This window comes from Rhizobium sp. BK538 (assembly GCF_014197575.1).
Classification (GTDB): domain Bacteria; phylum Pseudomonadota; class Alphaproteobacteria; order Rhizobiales; family Rhizobiaceae; genus Rhizobium.
Map to the genome: position 1 here is coordinate 110,925 of NZ_JACIFT010000002.1, position 16,205 is coordinate 127,129.

Here is a 16,205-nt window from a genome sequence, read left to right on the forward strand (position 1 = left end):
TCCCTGTTCCGTTTTGAGGTCAGACGCCGATTCGGATCTCAGGGACGCACGATGCCTGCTTCGGCCAATACTCTGCTTGAAACCCGTGTTTTTCAGGGCGTCGCGACTGCGCTCGTCGTACTGGCGCTTGCCGGTTGCACGACGACGAAGGACCGCATGACGACCGGATCCGTGCCGACGCTCACCAAGCCGGTCGAAACGATGAATGAAGTCGAGCTGCGCAGCTCGACCGAGCGCGTCGGACAAGCATACGAGAAGAATCCTCGTGATGCCGCCAATGGCGTGAACTACGCCAACCTGCTGCGCATGCAGGGCCGCGATGCCCAGGCACTGGCCGTCATGCAACAGGTTGCGATCGCCAACCCGAACGACCGAAACGTTCTGGCCGCCTACGGAAAAGCTCAGGCCGCAGCCGGTCAACTGCAGCAGGCGCTCGATACGATCGGTCGCGCCCAAACGCCCGACCGTCCCGATTGGAAATTGACATCGGCCGAAGGTGCCATCCTCGATCAGCTCGGCCGCTCCGCCGAAGCCCGCCAGCGCTACCGTGAAGCGCTCGACATCCAACCAGGCGAGGCATCGATCCTGTCCAATCTCGGCATGTCCTATGTGCTGACCGGCGACCTGCGGACAGCCGAGACCTATTTGCGCCAGGCGGCAGAGCAGCCCACGGCCGACAGCCGGGTCCGCCAGAATCTCGCACTGGTCATTGGTCTTCAGGGCCGGTTCCCTGAGGCAGAGAAGATTGCGCGCGGAGAGCTTTCGCAGCTGCAGGCCGATGCCAACGTCGCCTATCTGCGCTCGATGCTGTCGCAGCAGAATTCCTGGCAGAAGCTTGCGGCCAAGGATAGCGCCAGTAGCGCTCCCACCAGCACCAACTGACCTCAGCGGCCGGCCAGCCCCGAGGTGACGAGCTGTACGCCGAGGCCGGCCATGACCGTCCCGGCCAGGCGATCGATCCACGTCTTTGCAGCCAGATAGAGCCGTCTCGGATGTCTGGCCGAGAATGCGAGCGCCACGACCGTGTACCAGCCGGCTTCAACCGCAAAGACGCCGATCGGCAGCGCCAAGATAAGCCCGAGTGGAACCGTCTTCGGCAGCAAAGCTGCAAAGATGCTTGCGTAGACGACGATCGTCTTGGGGTTGCTAACCTGCGTGAGCAAGGCGGTGGTAAAGCTTCGGGCGAGTGCCCGACGATCGCTTCCCGCATCACCGACATGGATCGGCTCGCGTGCCCCGCGCCAGATTTTGAAGGCCATGTAGACGAGATAGGCTCCGCCAGCCACCTTCAGAACCAGATAGAGCCATTCGAATTGCGAAAGCAGCGCGGTCAGTCCCGCGAGCGCCAAGATGCTGAACGCAACGCCACCAATCCCCATGCCGAGCGCCGCCGCAAGCCCGTCGAGACGTGAACGCGACATTGCAATGCGTGAAACGAGAACAAAACTCGGGCCGGGGCTTATCGCCCCGATAGAGAGAGCAGCGATGATGCTCAGGAAGATGCTTAGGGACGACATCAACGGCTCCTGCCGGCTTACGGAGATGTCGTCCAACCTATGCGCAATGCTTTGAGATGACCAGCCCGGCGGAAATGGCTGGCTAGAAGCGGTCGGCGACCTGGATGCCAGCCGGGCCGAGAATGACGGCGACGAGAACCGGCAGGAAGAACAGGATCATCGGCACCGTGAGCTTCGGCGGCAGGGCGGCAGCCTTTTTCTCAGCCTCGTTCATGCGTTCGTCGCGACCTTCCTGCGCCAGAACGCGCAGTGCCTGCGAAACCGGTGTGCCGTAGCGATCCGCCTGGATCAGCGCCTGGGTGACGGACTGCACCAATGGGATCTGCGTCCGCAGGCCGAGGTTTTCCAGCGCAACGCGTCGGTCGGGAAGGAAGGAGAGCTCGGCCGTCGTCAGGATCATTTCTTCCGCCAGCGGCGGGGAGGCCTCGCCCAGCTCTTCCGAGACACGGCGCATGGCTGCCTCGATCGAAATACCCGACTCGACGCAGATCAGCATCAGGTCGAGCGCGTCGGGCCAGGCACGCTTGATGGAGTGCTGGCGCTTCGACATCCGATTGGAGATGAAGATATTCGGCGCATAGAAGCCGACATAGGCTACGCCAAGTGTCACGAGAAAGCGCATCGGCGTCGGCTTGTCGGCCAGATGATCGAGACCGAAGACCCAGAAGACTGCAAGGCCGAAGAACAGGAATGGCAGCAGGAAACGCGCGACAAGGAACATATTCAGCGCATTTTCCGAGCGGAACCCGGCGGCGCGGAGTTTGTTCATGGTGTTTTCGTCGACCAGCGCCTCGCGGAGGTTGAACTTCTCTACGATCTGCCGAACCGAACGGTTGTTCTGGGTACGAAGCGAGGTCTTTCCGCTCGTATCGGCGTTCATGCGCGCGCGTTCCCGGGCGCGGATCTGTTCGCGTTCTGTGGAAACAGCCTTCATGCGCTTGTTGAGGTCACCACGTTCGAAGAACGGAATGGCGACGGTGTAGAGGCTGGCGAAAACCGCGATCGCGACCAGCACCGCGATCAGCATGGCGGGATCTGTCAGTTTACTAGCGAGATCAGATGACACGGCCCGTCCTCCATCAGATGTCGAAATTGACCATGTTGCGCATGACGAAAATGCCGATCGACATCCAGACCGCCGAAACGCCCATGATCAGATGGCCGCGAGGGTCAGTGAACAGGATCAGCATGTATTGGGGCGATGTCAGATAGACGAGCGTTGCGACGATGAACGGCAGCGCACCGATGATGACGGCCGAGGCCTTGGCTTCCATCGACAGTGCCTTAACCTTCGCCTTCATTTTCTTTCTGTCGCGCAGCACTTTGGCGAGGTTGCCGATGGCCTCCGAGAGGTTGCCGCCTGCCTGTGACTGGATCGCGATGACGATCGCAAAGAAGCTCACTTCCTGCAGCGGCATGTAGTTACTCATACGCGCGCAGGCATCCGGCACACTGAGACCTACCTGCTGCGATTCCACAACGCGACGAAACTCGCTCTTCACGGGGTCCTTGCCCTCGTTGGCAATGAGCCGGATGGCGTCGTTCAATGGCAAGCCAGACTTGATCGAGCGCACGATGACGTCGAGCGCATTGGGAAACTCCGCGAGGAACTTGTTCTGACGCCGCTTGATCAGAAAGCCAAGCACCCAGCGCGGCAGCCCAAGCCCGGCAATGATGGGCAGGCCGAGCACGACCATAACAGGTGCATCGGCCAGGAACGCGACGAACATCAGGACAAGGCCAAAAATAGCGCTGAACATATAGAAGCGCCCGGGTGTGATCCGGAGACCGGCCTGCGTCAGCCGCGACTTCAACGACAGCTTCTTCTTGGTGTTTTCCTGTTGGCGCTTCTCGAGATCCTTCAAATTGTCCTGCACCGATTTGCGGCGCTTCGACATTTCCTGGACGCGGTCACGAGCCGCCTTGACGCTGGCCTTGTCAGCCTCAGCCGAAACGACACGGTTGACGCGGTTTGCCGACTTCTTCTCGGTCTCGATCCGCGCGAAGAGAAGGCCATAGCAAACGGCACCGGCCGCGACGGCGGCAAGCACGATAATGGCCAACACGACAGGATCGAACCCGAACATCTTACTAATCCTTGGACTTGGCTTCCATTTCGTCGAGGGCGGCGGCAAGGCGCTTTTCTTCGTTGAAGTAGCGTGCGCGGTCCCAGAAATGCGGCTTGCCGATACCGGTCGATTTGTGCCTTCCGATCAGACGGCCGGAGGCGTCTTCGCCTTCAACTTCGTAGCGCATCAAATCCTGGGTGATGATGACGTCGCCTTCCATGCCGATTACTTCGGTGATCTGCGTGATGCGACGCGAGCCATCGCGCAGGCGCGCCGCCTGGACAATGATATCGATCGAGCCGGAGATGATCTCGCGCACCGTTTTCGCCGGCAGTGTGAAACCACCCATTGCGATCATCGACTCGATACGGCTGAGGCATTCGCGCGGCGAGTTTGAGTGGATCGTGCCCATGGAGCCGTCGTGACCGGTATTCATTGCCTGCAGCAGGTCAAAGACCTCAGGTCCGCGCACTTCACCGACGATGATCCGTTCCGGACGCATACGCAGGCAGTTCTTGACGAGATCGCGCATGGTGATCTCACCTTCGCCTTCGATGTTTGGTGGGCGGGTTTCCAGGCGCACCACATGCGGTTGCTGCAGCTGCAGTTCGGCCGTGTCTTCGCAGGTGATGACGCGCTCATCGGCGTCGATGTAGCGCGTGAGGCAGTTGAGCAGCGTCGTTTTGCCCGAGCCGGTACCACCCGAAATGACGATGTTGCAGCGAACGCGGCCGATGATCTGGAGCAGCGTCGCGCCTTCCGGCGTGATGGCGCCGAAGCGAACGAGCTGCTCGAGGTTCAGCTTGTCCTTTTTGAACTTACGGATCGTGAGTGCCGGTCCGTCGATGGCGAGCGGCGGCGCAATGACGTTGACGCGGGAGCCGTCGGGCAGACGGGCGTCGCAGATCGGGCTTGATTCATCGACGCGACGGCCAACCTGGCTAACGATGCGCTGGCAGATCGACAGCAGTTGCGAATTGTCGCGGAAGCGGATTTCGGACTCGATCGTCTTGCCGCCGACTTCGATGAAGGTCTGGCCAGCACCGTTGACCATGATGTCGGCGATGTCGTCTCGTGCAAGCAACGGTTCGAGCGGACCATAGCCGAGAACGTCGTTGCAGATGTCCTCGAGCAGTTCTTCCTGCTCGGAGATCGACATCGCGAAGTTCTTGATCGTGATGATGTCGTTGACGATATCGCGGATTTCTTCGCGTGCGCTTTCACCGTCGAGCTTGGCAAGCTGCGAAAGATCGATCGTATCGATCAGCGCGGAGAAGACCTGCGCTTTGGTATCGTAATATTCGTCTGTACGGGTAGGACGCTTTCGCTGCGGCGTCTGCATCGGTGGTGGTGAAACCTGTTGACGCGGAGGCTCGCGCTGCGGTTCGACCAGAACCGCGGGTGCTGACGGGGAGGATTGTTGCGCCGGCGGAGGCGGTGCGAACGCGCCACCCGCCTTGCCAAAACCCTCGTTTCCGCGCTTTCCGAACATGCCTTATTCCAATCCACTCTTGGCGGGCGTCATTTGCGTTTCAGCAGGCCGAGCAAACCGCCCTTCCGTGCCTTTTTGATAGCAATCCGCCCGGTTACGACGTGCGATATCTGCGAGAATGTTTCCGCGGTTGGCGACTTTGCATCCATCTCCGAAATCATCCGGCCGCTGTTGGCCGCGTTACCGAAGAGGTTGGCATCGAAGGGGATGATCGCGATCGGATCGGTTTCCAGTGGCTCGCAGAAGTCGGAGGGGCTGATCTCCGGCCGCTTCGGCATGCCGACCTGATTGAGGATCAGATGCGGCATCTTGTCGTTGGGCCGCATCTTTTTCAACGCGTCCATCATGTTCTTGGCGTTACGCAGGTTGGCGAGATCGGGCGACGCGCAGATGACAACCTCGTCGACGCTAGCCAGCACGGAGCGCGTCCATTCCGACCAGGCGTGAGGCACGTCGAGTACGGTGACAGGCGCGTTGCGCTGAAGGACATCGAGAACAGGCTGGAACGCCTGTCCTTCGAAATCATAGGCGCGGTCGAGAAGCGAGGGGGCAGCGAGCAGCGATAGATGCTCCGAACATTTCGTCAGCAGACGGTCGAGAAATACCTCATCCAGCCGGTCAGGCGCGTAGACGGCCTCGGCAATGCCCTGGGTTGGGTCTTGGTCAAAGTCGATGTTGGCCGTGCCATAGGGCAGATCGAGATCGGCCAGGATCGTTTCGGTCGAAAACAGGTTGGAAATGCCGAAAGCGCAATTGTGGGCGATCGTCGATGAGCCGACACCGCCCTTGGCGCCGATGAAGGCGATGCTGCGGCCAAGCGGCTCGGCATCCGGGTCTACGAAGATCGTCGCCATCGCCGCCATGATGTCGGGCATGGCGACTGGCTGGACCATGTATTCGGAAATGCCGTTGCGCACGAGTTCGCGGTAAAGCGCGATGTCGTTGTAGTAACCGACGATGATGACCTTGGTGGAAGGGTCGCAAACGGCGGCAAGCGGCGCCAGCTCGCTCAGCAGGTTCGCGGCTCCCGCCTTGGTTTCGAGAATGATCAGATTTGGTGTCGGCGCTGTCGCGAACATGTTCGCCGCGGCTGCGATGCCGCCGCTGGTGATCCGCAAGCCGACCTTGGACATGCGCCGATCATGGCTGCAGCGTTCCACAACTCGCTGCAATTCTTCGCTCTCGCAGAAGGCGTGCACCGATATGCGAGGGAGTGGGCGCATGTTCTCGAGTTCGGCCATGCGAATGGCGTCCTCGGCGTTGCGTAGCTCGGTGGTATTCTTGATCTCGTATTCGACGGTACTCATTTTCGGTCCTACCCCGATCAGAAGCTGTTGGCGCTGCCGCTGACTTCCTCGATATTGCTCGTCCGTTCGCGATATTCCTTGATCGCGGCGTTGCGGCGGGTCGCATCGATCGGAGTCATGCCGCGAGGCGCGATTAGGTCTTCCGGGTTCGCTATTTGTGCAGCCAGGTTGTTCTGCGTCGCGCAGCCGAAGTTGTAGTAGTTCTGGTTGCTGAAATCGTTGATCATGTCCCTCGGCCATTGACCGCACTGCGAGGTCATCGCTGTCGTCCCCACGAAGGTCAGGCGGATGGGCGCTGCGTCGCCCGCACCGGTGGCGGCATAAGAGCTGTTGACGATCTTGGAGCTCGCGACGCCGCGGGCCGAGAGTTCGGCGCGCACCTGGCCGCGCAACTGACGGGCGGCTGCCGCATTTGGCGATCCCTCGGGCGTCAGCAGATAGACCGGTCCGGTCGCCCGCGACGTGTAGTTCTGCGCGAAGCCGCGGATCATGTCGCGCTGGGCGATGTTGAGGCGGCGATCGGTTGAAGCGACCGGGATATCGACCGATTGCTCGGCTTCGGCCACCACGATCGGGTGGCGCTGGCGATAGTCGTCGGGGATGCCGCCGGTCGTCAGTTCGTCGTGGGAGGCGCAGCCGGAAAGCAGGGCGGCCGCCACCGCGACCATGGTCAGCAGCGATTTCGAAAGGCGGGATTCATGCACAGTGTTCTGCTTGCGGGCCATCGGCTGATCTCTGTGTTGTGCCATTGCTGATCCTGCCGCGCTCATTTGTAGATGAACCCGATGGAGCCATGGAATTGAGCGTCGGCGACGGGCGTTTCGCGGCCGCCGTAAACCTTGTTGACGCGATTGAGCAGGAAAGCCGCAGCGTCGTTCTCAGGGCTGAAGTTGTCATCCGGACGGTTGAGCTGATTGCGGGCGACCGGGCGGACGAGATAGGGCGTTGCGATGATAACAAGCTCGGTTTCGTCACGCTCGACCGTGCGCTGCCGGAACAGTGTGCCAAGCAGCGGGATCTTGTTGACGCCGGGCGTACCGTTCGAGGTCTGGGCAACGTTATCGCGGATCAGGCCAGCAAGCGCGATCGAGCCGCCGGAGGGAAGCTCGATGGAAGTCTCGGCAGAGCGGCGTTGATAGGTTGGCGTCGAGCCGGACACCGAAGGTGCAGGCTCCGATACGTTCGTCTTGATCTCCAGGCTGATGCGACCGGAGGAAAGAACCACCGGCTTGAAGGCGAGATTGATGCCGTAGTTGTAGGGGACAATCGTCGTGTTGCCGTCGTTGTCGGTTGTGGAATAGAGTACCTGGCCGCCCGAATTGAACGTCGCGGCCTGCCCGGAAATCGCGGTCAGGGTCGGCTCCGCCAGCGTCTTGACCACCTTGGCCTGCTCAAGCGCGCTCAAGTATGTCGAGATATCGTACTTTCCAATCGAGCTTTTGAAGAGTGCTGCCAGACCGCCGCCAATTGTCGCCGTTGCGCCATTAACGCTCGGAGAACCCAGTTGCGCGACAGTCAGCCCCCCCGAATTCGAAACCAGATTGTCGAAGCCGAGCTGCTTTAACACCTCTCGACGCACCTCGGCGATGGTGACCTTCAGCGTCACTTGATCCTCGCCCTGGATCTGCAGGAGATTGACCACCTGCGAGACTTGGCGACCTTCAGCAAACAGTGCCACTGACCCTTCACCGCCCGAGCCACTGGCTGTTTCCGTACGCGTTGTCGCTTCGCCACCTTTCAGGAAGACCTGTGCAAGGTCGGCCGCCTGGGCAGCGTCCTGTGGCGTGCGTACCGTACCGGTCAGCACGATGTTGTCTGACACGATCTCGACTTTGATGCAGGAGTCCGGGATGAAGCGCCGGAGATTGGCTTCGAGGCCAGCGACATCGCGCTCGATCGCGATATCGAGGCTGACGATCTGCTGGCCGTCAGCGCCGAAAATGAAGATGTTCGTCTGCCCGACCGTCTTGCCGAAAAGATAGATGCGACGCGAGCTGCGGGTGACTGCGTCGGCCATGGAAGGGTCCGAGACGAGGATATCGTGGGCATCGGCGGGCAGATCGACGACGATCGCCTTCTTCAGACCGAGTTTCAGGCTGCGATGAGCACCGGGACCCGTCTGGGTTATCGTGACCATCCCGTCGGAATTGGCCCAGGCGGCCCTTGCGCCGAGGACGAGAGCAAGAAAGCCCGGCGCCATGCCGGAGAACCCGATCGCAAAGGACAAGCACCCCGCCATCAAGGGCTTCATATGGCGCTTCAAATTGCCCATTCCCATTTCCTTTACTCGGCCTTCGGCGCGCTGCTGCTGTCTGTAACGATTGAGCCTGATTTGATGACTTGGACCATGGCGCTGCCGTTGTCGCCGCTGAGGAGGTAGTCCGCAGCGCTGGTATCCTGCTCCTGGGCGTCGGCGACGGAGCGCAATGCCAGCGACAGCCGGTTGGCCATCTGCTGGGCAACGGCCAGCACTTTGGTTTGGTCAGGAGTAAGCTCCAGGGTTGCGGTCGTTCCGACGACCGCTTTGGAGCCGTCCTCTTTTTCCTGGATCTGCTGGTCGATCGCGAGCACGCGCACATTGCTGAGCACCGTCTCGGTCAGATACTTGTCGGCTTCCTTGGACTTGCGGACCATGATGACGTCGACGCGGTCGTTCGGCAGGATGAAGCCGCCGGCACCCGTGGAAACCGAAATTTCGGTTGCGACGGCACGTTTCCCGGAGGGCAGGAGCGAGGACATGATGCGGCTGTTCGAATCGGCGATCTTTTCCGCGCGGATCGGCTCGCCCTCGAAGATAGGAAGGCGAACGACGGCGCCCTGCATGTCTTTCAGCGCGTCGGGCTTGTCGGCTTCGGTGATAAAGCCCTGGACGACGCCACTCTGCGGCCACCCCATCCAGTGAACCGCCTTGTCATCCAATCGTGCGCCGACCGGCAGATTGGCGCTGGAGACGAGCACGTTGACAGTCGGCTCCTTCTCGACGACCGACTGAACCTGGGTGACGACGGAACCGCGGCCCGCGAGGCTCATCGCCAGCACGCCGGCAAGGCCGGCCGCAACGACAGCCACTCCAAGTATCATAAGGCGGGCGGGTTTCATCGATCATTCCTCGGGGATTCGCGATATTCGCCCCGAAGAATGGCCTGCAATTGGTGTAATTATAGTTAATGAAAGGCTTCGATTTTAAGTTAACAGAAGCTTAAGCGCTTCTACTTCAAGTTTTGCAACGCTGCAATGAAAAGCGGTGAGGACGGGAAAGCAATAAAACCGCCCGCAGCGATAGCAATGCCATAGGGGATCTTCTTGGCGACGAGAAGCGAATCCGGTACTCGCAACCCGATTGTCGTGATCACGTCGCTCTGCATTCGTACCATGAGGATGGCTGCGGTCAGGAGGCCACCCATGATGCCGACATAGCCAATGAATTCCACCAGCGGTTCTCCGAAACCGAACCAGACGGCTGCGGCAGTCAGCAGCTTGGCATCCCCCCCGCCCATAATGTTGAGGGCGAAGAAGACAAAGCAGGAAGCAAACACGACGGCGCCACCGAGTAAATGGTAGCCGAACGTCTGCCAATCCATCCCAATGAAGGGGGCCAGCGCAAGGAAAGACAGCAAAAGAATTGCTGAGATGCGGTTCGGGATGGTCATCGTCAATGTGTCCATCACCGCCGCGAATGCCAGGCACATCGGAAAGATGGTAATGATGACGCTTGAAGTCATGACCCGATTTACCTCGAAAGCCGGACAAAATGCAAAGCCGTCCTGAGGGTCAGGACGGCCTCTTTCCTCAACGGCGGCTTGGCATCAGCAGGTCATGTTGCCGGTGCCGCAGGCGCTGTTCATCTTGTTGGACAGGCCATTGAAGAGGTTGTTCAGTTTGCCGCCCAGTGCGGTTGCGCCGGTGATGAGCGCGACAGAGATAAGCGCTGCGATCAGGCCGTATTCAATTGCGGTCGCGCCGGATTCGTCCTTCAGAAAACGGCTAACAAGCTTGGTCATGGTAACTCCTAACTCCAGTTGATGTTCAGCACGTCCGCCAACTGTTGCCGTTGATCGGATTGCCACAATCTAGCGAGCCGCTGTTTCTATCAACTTAAAGAGTTAGGTTACCACTTCGTAAACGCCAACCAACACTTGAGAACGGTAAGTATCGGCTTGCGTCATTGTTTAGAATTTTAGGGAAAGGTCTGCGTGCCCTTTAGTAGTTGAGCCTCCGAAGACCTGGGGATGTTCCGCCGATATTCAAAATGGCGCTCAAATAGGCTTCCATCCACGTAAGGTGTCTCCAAATGGCGCGTCAAGTCGGGATTGCGGACAGATCAAAAATGGAATTAAAGCTTCGTTCACCAATTTTTCTCATGCTGTTTCGTAAAATCGCCGTAACTCTTGAGAGAGAATCAAAATGTCGCCGAGTGGCAAGAGGATCATCCTAGCCAGCTTTCTTGCCGCCGCCGGCTTTAGCGAGCCCGTGTTTGCGCAGCAGGATGTTCTGCGGGTCTATATGGACCAGGCGCGCGTTTTGAAGCTTGATCGCCCGGTGAGCAAGGTCATCGTCGGCAATGCCAAGGTTGCGGATGCTACAGTCGCCGATGCGAAAACGATCGTGCTGACCGGACGTAGTTTTGGAACCACCAACCTTGTGCTGCTCGACGCGGATGGCAATGCGATCTTGGACGAAAGCATCCTAGTCTCTATCGACGAGGCAAACACCGTCCGTGTCTTTCGTCAGACGGAGCGCTCGGTCCTTTCCTGTACCCCCAATTGCGAACAGCATAGCCAGCAAGGAACCGAGGCTGCAGCGGCGACCCAATAGTTAGACGCCAGATCTCGTTGGTGAACCTCCGTTAAACTTCTGATCCGGCTTGAAACGGAAAATCAACGATCACCCTTTAAAACCGTGTGGTCGAAGCTGTCCCGGATGCATGCCATGAAGGAAACGGATCAAGCGGCGGACGCGGCCTCCCGCCCCCATCGGCGGACGCGGTCGCGGTTAGCCGCATTTGCGCACTCTCGCGACGGGTCGGCCGCGATCGAATTTGCACTCCTCGCCATACCCTATTTCATGGTGGTCTTTGCAATCATCGAGACATTCATTGCCTTTGCCGGCGAGGAACTCCTGTCCAATGCGGTGGATACGATGAGCCGCAAGATGCGAACGGGACAAATCACGCCCGCGAATACGGATGCGGCAGCTTTTCGGACGGCGCTCTGCAACGAGATTTCGATTCTGATAAAGTGCTCTACAACGGAAGTGGCCACCCCGAGCAAGCTGTTCATCGACGTACAGAACTTCGCCACCTTTGCCGCCATTCCCACGACGATACCGAAGACGTCCACCAGCGCCTACGCCGACATCAAAACCTCTGATTTTAAATATCTTCCCGGTGGCTCGGGCACGATCAACATGGTTCGGGCCTACTATCGCTGGCAAGTCATAACCGACCTGATCAGGCCTTATATTACAAACGTCCGCCCGGCCGATGGGTCGTCGTCATACTTTCTGATGGTCGCCACGACGGCGTTCCAGAATGAGCAGTACCCGTAATGGCAGGCCGTGGTGTACTGATCCGGCTTCATCGGCTCGCAAGACGCTTCGTCGGCGACCGGCAGGGCGTGGGTGCGATCGAGTTCGCCATCCTGTTCCCGATCCTGGTGATGCTTTATGTCGGCGCATTCGAGATCACGATTGGTCTCAGCATGAGCAAGCGTGCAAGCCGTGCAGCCGGGATGATCACGGATGTCGTGACGCAACAAAAGAGCGTAACCAAGTCCTGGCTTGCCGATATGCCCTCGGTCGCCTCCGCGGTGTTCGTTCCCTATGGTTCGACCGGCCTTACCATCAAGATCACGGGCATCGCCCTCGATGGTAGCGCAAACCCGACGGTCGCATGGTCGTGGGCGCAGGATGGCAGCCGTCCATACGTGACGAATTCCGCCACGACGGTGCCCGCCGATATGAAGAAAGCGAATATCTTTCTGGTTCGTACCGAACTGAGCATTCCGTACAAGCTGTTCCTGTTTGCGCCGAACTTGGTACCGAACAACAGCACGATCACGATCAGCCGCAGTTATTATTACCTGCCCCGCGCAAGCGATACCGTCACCTGCGGCGATTGCTGACGCCCCAAGCTCGTTTGCCAAGTCCGCTCTGCCGTTATAAGGCTTCAGGAGTGGTCCGTGATGCGCGGGCCGTCAATTTTCTGTCGCTAGGTGGAGCATGGCGCGAGCCTTTCTTTTCGTTCTGGATTCATTTGGTGTCGGCGGGGCGCCGGATGCGGCTGCCTACGGCGACGAGGGCGCCGACACGCTCGGACACATCGCGGAATTCTGTGCGGCAGGCGCTGCCGATCGCGAGGGATTGCGCTCGGGCCCCCTCCAGCTTCCGAATATGTCGGCTCTTGGTCTGGTCCATCTCGCCAAGGCCGCGTCGGGAGGCTTCCCGGCCGGTATGCCAGTGCCGGAAAAGGTCTATGCGATGTTCGGTTCGGCCACCGAAGTTTCGCGTGGCAAGGATACCCCATCCGGCCACTGGGAAATCGCCGGGACGCCGGTAACATTCGACTGGGGCTACTTTCCGACTGAGGGCGAAGCCTTCCCACCGCAACTCGTCGAGGCGCTCTGCAGGGCCGCGGACGTTCCGGGGATTCTCGGTAATTGTCATGCCTCCGGCACCGACATCATTGCCCGGCATGGCGAAGAGCATATCCGGACCGGAAAGCCGATCTGCTACACCTCGTCCGACTCCGTCTTCCAGGTTGCCGCGCACGAGACGCATTTCGGCCTCGACAGGCTCATGACCTTCTGCACGATCGCGCGGGCGCTGCTGGACCACCATAACATCGGCCGCGTCATCGCGCGTCCGTTCGTTGGGGAAACCGCCTCCAAGTTTCAGCGTACCGGAAACCGGCGCGACTTCTCGGTGCCGCCGCCCGAGCCGACACTTCTCGATCGGTTGGTCAAGGAAGGTCGCAAGGTCCATGCCATTGGCAAGATCGGCGACATCTTTGCGCATAAGGGAGTGTCCCGGGTGGTCAAGGCGAATGGCAATGAGGCGCTGATGGATGCGAGCCTCGCAGCCATGGACACCGCCGAGGATGGCGACCTGGTTTTCACTAACTTTGTCGATTTCGACATGGTCTATGGCCATCGCAGGGATGTAGCGGGCTATGCCGCCGCCCTTGAAGCCTTTGATTCCAGGCTACCCGAAGTGGGTGGCAAGCTGAAGCCCGGCGATCTCGTCATCCTGACCGCCGATCACGGCTGCGATCCGACGTGGCGTGGCACGGATCACACGCGCGAACGGGTGCCGATCATTGCCTATGGACCGGGGCTTCGTTCTCGCGATATCGGCATACGCGCCACCTATGCTGATATCGGCGAGACGATCGCCCGGCATCTGCGCATTCCGCCTGGCGCGCAGGGGAGAAGTTTTCTATGACATCGCATTTGAAGAAGGTCGAGCTGCACTGCCATCTGGAAGGTGCAGCACCGCCAACGCTTACCTTGGCGCAGGCCCGCAAGTACAACATCGACATCAGCAGCTACCTGGCCGATGGCGCCTATGTCTGGCATGACTTCGCAAGCTTTCTGCAATGCTACGATAAGGTCTCCGAGGTCTACAAGACCGAGGAAGACTACGCGCTGCTGACCGAAACCTATCTTGAGGAACTCGCCGCTATAGGCACGATCTACAGCGAGCTGATCGTGTCTCCCGATCATGGCAAGCGGATCGGGCTTGGCGCGGACGCTTACATCGAGGGCGTGTGCGAGGGAATTCGCCGTGCGAAGGCGAGAAGCGGTATCGAGGCACGTCTGATTGTCACGGGGGAGCGTCATTTCGGTCCTGAGAGTGTCATTGGCGCCGCGGAATATGCTGCCAAGGCAAAGAATCCGCTCATCACTGGTTTCAATCTTGCCGGTGAGGAGCGGATGGGTCGGGTCGCCGATTATGCGCGTGCCTTCGATATTGCGCGTGATGCGGGGCTTGGCCTCACGATTCACGCTGGTGAAGTGTGCGGTGCCTTTAGCGTTGCCGATGCGCTTGACGTTGTCAGGCCCTCGCGCGTTGGGCATGGCGTGCGCGCGGTCGAGGACCAGGATCTCGTGAAGCGGCTCGCCGATCTCGGAACGGTGCTGGAAGTGTGTCCCGGCTCCAATATCGCGCTGAAGGTCTTTCCGGATTTCGCATCGCACCCGCTGCGAAAACTCAAGGACGCCGGTATACGCGTGACGATCAGTTCGGACGACCCGCCGTTCTTCCACACGTCGCTGAAGCGCGAGTACGAGTTGGCCGCCGATGCCTTTGGCTTCAGCGATGCCGCAATCGATGAGATGACGCGAACTGGTATCGAGGCAGCCTTCGTTGATGAACCGACGCGCCGGGCGCTTTTTGCCCGGATGTGATCGGCTCGCCTTGGGATCGGGTTGCAAAATGGCATCCGCTCTTGCGGTGGAGGCAATTTCCATGGAAGAAACATCCGATAAGAACAACGACAGAAAGGGCCCGGCCATGGACGGCGTAACGGTCATCGATCACCCGCTTGTGCAGCACAAACTCACGATCATGCGGCGCAAGGAGACATCGACCGGAAGTTTCCGTCGGCTCCTGCGCGAAATCTCCACGCTGCTCTGCTACGAAGTGACCCGCGATCTGGAGCTCACGATGGAGACCATCGAGACTCCCCTGCAGACGATGGAGTCGCCGATCCTTGAGGGTAAGAAGCTTGTCTTCGCCTCGATCCTGCGGGCCGGCAACGGCCTTCTCGAAGGCATGCTCGACCTTGTGCCGTCGGCGCGCGTGTCGCATATCGGCGTCTACCGCGATCACGAGACGCTGCAGCCGGTCGAATATTACTTCAAGGCTCCCGAAGACATCTCCGAGCGCTTGATCATCGTCGTCGACCCGATGCTTGCGACCGGCAACTCGTCGATCGCCGCGATCGACAAGCTCAAGGAACGCGGAGCCCACAACATTCGCTTCCTCTGCCTTCTGGCCGCGCCGGAGGGCATCAGGAATTTCCGCGATGCGCATCCCGATGTTCCCGTCTTCACCGCCTCCATCGACAGCCATCTGAACGAGAAGGGCTACATCATGCCCGGCCTCGGAGACGCCGGGGATCGCATGTACGGCACGAAATAATTCGCAAACCGTTTACCAGTTGATGGCCCGGACACGCTTGCCGGGCCATTTGCTTGCCGGCATTAGCAACTTGTCAGCAATTATTGCGTAGCAGGTAGAAGCATGGCCACGCATGACGCGGGGTTTATACAGGAAGGATTTCTGTCCCGATGCTCCTGCGTACCGTAATTTTTGCAAGCGTCGCTGCTGCGCTTGCCACACAAATACCGTCCCTCATGGGAAAACCCGGAAGCGAAGCGGTCGTCTCGGCCAACTTCGTAACAGGCAGCGCCGAGCAGGTGCCTGCCGTGGCGGTTAATGGTGGCACGATGCGCCTGCAGGCCGATGCCCAGGGACATTACTCAGGAGACTTCAGGATCAACGGTCGACAGGTCCAGGGCCTGATCGACACAGGCGCGACCTATGTCGCGCTGAACGAGAGCTTCGCCCGACGCCTTGGCTATACCGGCAACCAGCTCGATTTCCGCTATTCGGTAAACACTGCCAACGGCACCACGAAGGCGGCGCACGTCATATTAGATCGGGTGGAAATCGGTGGCATCCGCGTGCGCGACGTGGAGGCTTTCGTGCTGAAGGATGATGCCCTTTCCTTCACGCTCGTCGGCATGAGCTTCCTGCGCAAACTTGCCTCCTATTCCGTTGCAGACGGATCGCTCAGTTTGAAGCAATAGAAGATCCG

General features: G+C 59.6%; 18 protein-coding genes. 8 read left to right on the forward strand and 10 right to left on the reverse strand.

Translation table 11 applies throughout. From position 1 onward, the window contains the following. Positions 1-51 precede the first annotated feature (51 nt). Positions 52-882, forward strand: a complete 831-nt coding sequence (locus tag FHX09_RS02840) for a tetratricopeptide repeat protein (protein WP_132589373.1) — start codon at positions 52-54, stop codon at positions 880-882. Between the two features lie 2 nt (positions 883-884). Here the strand turns inward: FHX09_RS02840 and FHX09_RS02845 are convergent, their stop codons facing one another. From FHX09_RS02845 to FHX09_RS02890, 10 genes are all read right to left on the reverse strand, one after another. After that, on the reverse strand, positions 885-1,517 hold the full coding sequence (locus FHX09_RS02845; RefSeq protein ID WP_007798360.1) for a LysE family translocator: 633 nt from the start codon (positions 1,515-1,517) through the stop codon (positions 885-887). An 82-nt stretch (positions 1,518-1,599) separates the two neighbouring features. Beyond that, positions 1,600-2,583: a type II secretion system F family protein gene (locus FHX09_RS02850; protein ID WP_007798363.1), complete on the reverse strand. Its 984-nt coding sequence runs from the start codon at positions 2,581-2,583 to the stop codon at positions 1,600-1,602. Positions 2,584-2,596: 13 nt separating this feature from the next. Further along, positions 2,597-3,604: a type II secretion system F family protein gene (locus tag FHX09_RS02855; protein ID WP_007798366.1), complete on the reverse strand. Its 1,008-nt coding sequence runs from the start codon at positions 3,602-3,604 to the stop codon at positions 2,597-2,599. Positions 3,605-3,608: 4 nt separating this feature from the next. After that, positions 3,609-5,078 (reverse strand): CpaF family protein, encoded by a 1,470-nt coding sequence (locus FHX09_RS02860; RefSeq protein WP_132589375.1) that lies wholly within the window; start codon positions 5,076-5,078, stop codon positions 3,609-3,611. 29 nt (positions 5,079-5,107) lie between these two features. Continuing rightward, positions 5,108-6,385, reverse strand: a complete 1,278-nt coding sequence (locus FHX09_RS02865; protein WP_132589377.1) for a CtpF protein — start codon at positions 6,383-6,385, stop codon at positions 5,108-5,110. Between the two features lie 17 nt (positions 6,386-6,402). Beyond that, the gene (locus tag FHX09_RS02870; protein WP_132589379.1) at positions 6,403-7,134 is read right to left on the reverse strand and encodes a CpaD family pilus assembly protein; all 732 of its coding nucleotides are present in this window, start codon (positions 7,132-7,134) and stop codon (positions 6,403-6,405) included. A 17-nt stretch (positions 7,135-7,151) separates the two neighbouring features. After that, on the reverse strand, positions 7,152-8,657 hold the full coding sequence (locus tag FHX09_RS02875; protein WP_132589381.1) for a type II and III secretion system protein family protein: 1,506 nt from the start codon (positions 8,655-8,657) through the stop codon (positions 7,152-7,154). An 11-nt stretch (positions 8,658-8,668) separates the two neighbouring features. Continuing rightward, a complete protein-coding gene (gene cpaB, locus FHX09_RS02880; protein ID WP_132589383.1) occupies positions 8,669-9,484 on the reverse strand; it encodes a Flp pilus assembly protein CpaB in 816 nt (271 codons plus the stop codon). Positions 9,485-9,594: 110 nt separating this feature from the next. Further along, on the reverse strand, positions 9,595-10,107 hold the full coding sequence (locus FHX09_RS02885; RefSeq protein ID WP_132589385.1) for a prepilin peptidase: 513 nt from the start codon (positions 10,105-10,107) through the stop codon (positions 9,595-9,597). Between the two features lie 84 nt (positions 10,108-10,191). Next, complete coding sequence (locus FHX09_RS02890; protein ID WP_007798388.1) at positions 10,192-10,386, reverse strand: Flp family type IVb pilin; 195 nt, start codon at positions 10,384-10,386, stop codon at positions 10,192-10,194. A 403-nt stretch (positions 10,387-10,789) separates the two neighbouring features. On the opposite strand from FHX09_RS02890, the gene FHX09_RS02895 reads away from it, so the two are divergent. The 7 genes from FHX09_RS02895 (at position 10,790) to FHX09_RS02925 (ending at position 16,197) form a co-directional block, all read left to right on the forward strand. Next, positions 10,790-11,200 (forward strand): pilus assembly protein N-terminal domain-containing protein, encoded by a 411-nt coding sequence (locus FHX09_RS02895; protein ID WP_132589387.1) that lies wholly within the window; start codon positions 10,790-10,792, stop codon positions 11,198-11,200. A gap of 114 nt (positions 11,201-11,314) precedes the next feature. Continuing rightward, complete coding sequence (locus FHX09_RS02900) at positions 11,315-11,932, forward strand: TadE/TadG family type IV pilus assembly protein (RefSeq protein WP_132589389.1); 618 nt, start codon at positions 11,315-11,317, stop codon at positions 11,930-11,932. Continuing rightward, the gene (locus FHX09_RS02905; protein WP_132589391.1) at positions 11,932-12,507 is read left to right on the forward strand and encodes a TadE/TadG family type IV pilus assembly protein; all 576 of its coding nucleotides are present in this window, start codon (positions 11,932-11,934) and stop codon (positions 12,505-12,507) included. Before FHX09_RS02900 ends, FHX09_RS02905 begins: the two co-directional genes overlap by 1 nt. A 97-nt stretch (positions 12,508-12,604) precedes the next feature. Next, positions 12,605-13,825, forward strand: coding sequence for a phosphopentomutase (locus FHX09_RS02910; RefSeq protein WP_132589393.1), 1,221 nt, complete (start codon positions 12,605-12,607; stop codon positions 13,823-13,825). After that, a complete protein-coding gene (locus FHX09_RS02915; RefSeq protein ID WP_132589395.1) occupies positions 13,822-14,790 on the forward strand; it encodes an adenosine deaminase in 969 nt (322 codons plus the stop codon). The genes FHX09_RS02910 and FHX09_RS02915 overlap by 4 nt, the downstream gene beginning before the upstream one ends. Positions 14,791-14,896: 106 nt before the next feature. Continuing rightward, positions 14,897-15,526 carry a uracil phosphoribosyltransferase gene (upp, locus tag FHX09_RS02920; protein ID WP_024313419.1) on the forward strand — a complete coding sequence of 210 codons (630 nt, stop codon included), beginning with the start codon at positions 14,897-14,899 and terminating at the stop codon, positions 15,524-15,526. A gap of 149 nt (positions 15,527-15,675) precedes the next feature. Beyond that, positions 15,676-16,197: a TIGR02281 family clan AA aspartic protease gene (locus tag FHX09_RS02925; RefSeq protein ID WP_132589397.1), complete on the forward strand. Its 522-nt coding sequence runs from the start codon at positions 15,676-15,678 to the stop codon at positions 16,195-16,197. Positions 16,198-16,205 lie beyond the last annotated feature (8 nt).

Bases quoted from the DNA above. Each gene is read 5' to 3' on its own strand.
- FHX09_RS02865 (WP_132589377.1), bottom strand. From the start codon at position 6,385: ATGAGTACCGTCGAATACGAGATCAAGAATACCACCGAGCTACGCAAC.
- upp (WP_024313419.1), top strand. From the start codon at position 14,897: ATGGACGGCGTAACGGTCATCGATCACCCGCTTGTGCAGCACAAACTC.
- FHX09_RS02875 (WP_132589381.1), bottom strand. From the start codon at position 8,657: ATGGGCAATTTGAAGCGCCATATGAAGCCCTTGATGGCGGGGTGCTTG.
- FHX09_RS02840 (WP_132589373.1), top strand. From the start codon at position 52: ATGCCTGCTTCGGCCAATACTCTGCTTGAAACCCGTGTTTTTCAGGGC.
- FHX09_RS02905 (WP_132589391.1), top strand. From the start codon at position 11,932: ATGGCAGGCCGTGGTGTACTGATCCGGCTTCATCGGCTCGCAAGACGC.
- cpaB (WP_132589383.1), bottom strand. From the start codon at position 9,484: ATGAAACCCGCCCGCCTTATGATACTTGGAGTGGCTGTCGTTGCGGCC.
- FHX09_RS02925 (WP_132589397.1), top strand. From the start codon at position 15,676: ATGCTCCTGCGTACCGTAATTTTTGCAAGCGTCGCTGCTGCGCTTGCC.
- FHX09_RS02885 (WP_132589385.1), bottom strand. From the start codon at position 10,107: ATGACTTCAAGCGTCATCATTACCATCTTTCCGATGTGCCTGGCATTC.
- FHX09_RS02860 (WP_132589375.1), bottom strand. From the start codon at position 5,078: ATGTTCGGAAAGCGCGGAAACGAGGGTTTTGGCAAGGCGGGTGGCGCG.
- FHX09_RS02910 (WP_132589393.1), top strand. From the start codon at position 12,605: ATGGCGCGAGCCTTTCTTTTCGTTCTGGATTCATTTGGTGTCGGCGGG.
- FHX09_RS02845 (WP_007798360.1), bottom strand. From the start codon at position 1,517: ATGTCGTCCCTAAGCATCTTCCTGAGCATCATCGCTGCTCTCTCTATC.
- FHX09_RS02915 (WP_132589395.1), top strand. From the start codon at position 13,822: ATGACATCGCATTTGAAGAAGGTCGAGCTGCACTGCCATCTGGAAGGT.
- FHX09_RS02855 (WP_007798366.1), bottom strand. From the start codon at position 3,604: ATGTTCGGGTTCGATCCTGTCGTGTTGGCCATTATCGTGCTTGCCGCC.
- FHX09_RS02900 (WP_132589389.1), top strand. From the start codon at position 11,315: ATGAAGGAAACGGATCAAGCGGCGGACGCGGCCTCCCGCCCCCATCGG.
- FHX09_RS02895 (WP_132589387.1), top strand. From the start codon at position 10,790: ATGTCGCCGAGTGGCAAGAGGATCATCCTAGCCAGCTTTCTTGCCGCC.
- FHX09_RS02890 (WP_007798388.1), bottom strand. From the start codon at position 10,386: ATGACCAAGCTTGTTAGCCGTTTTCTGAAGGACGAATCCGGCGCGACC.
- FHX09_RS02870 (WP_132589379.1), bottom strand. From the start codon at position 7,134: ATGGCACAACACAGAGATCAGCCGATGGCCCGCAAGCAGAACACTGTG.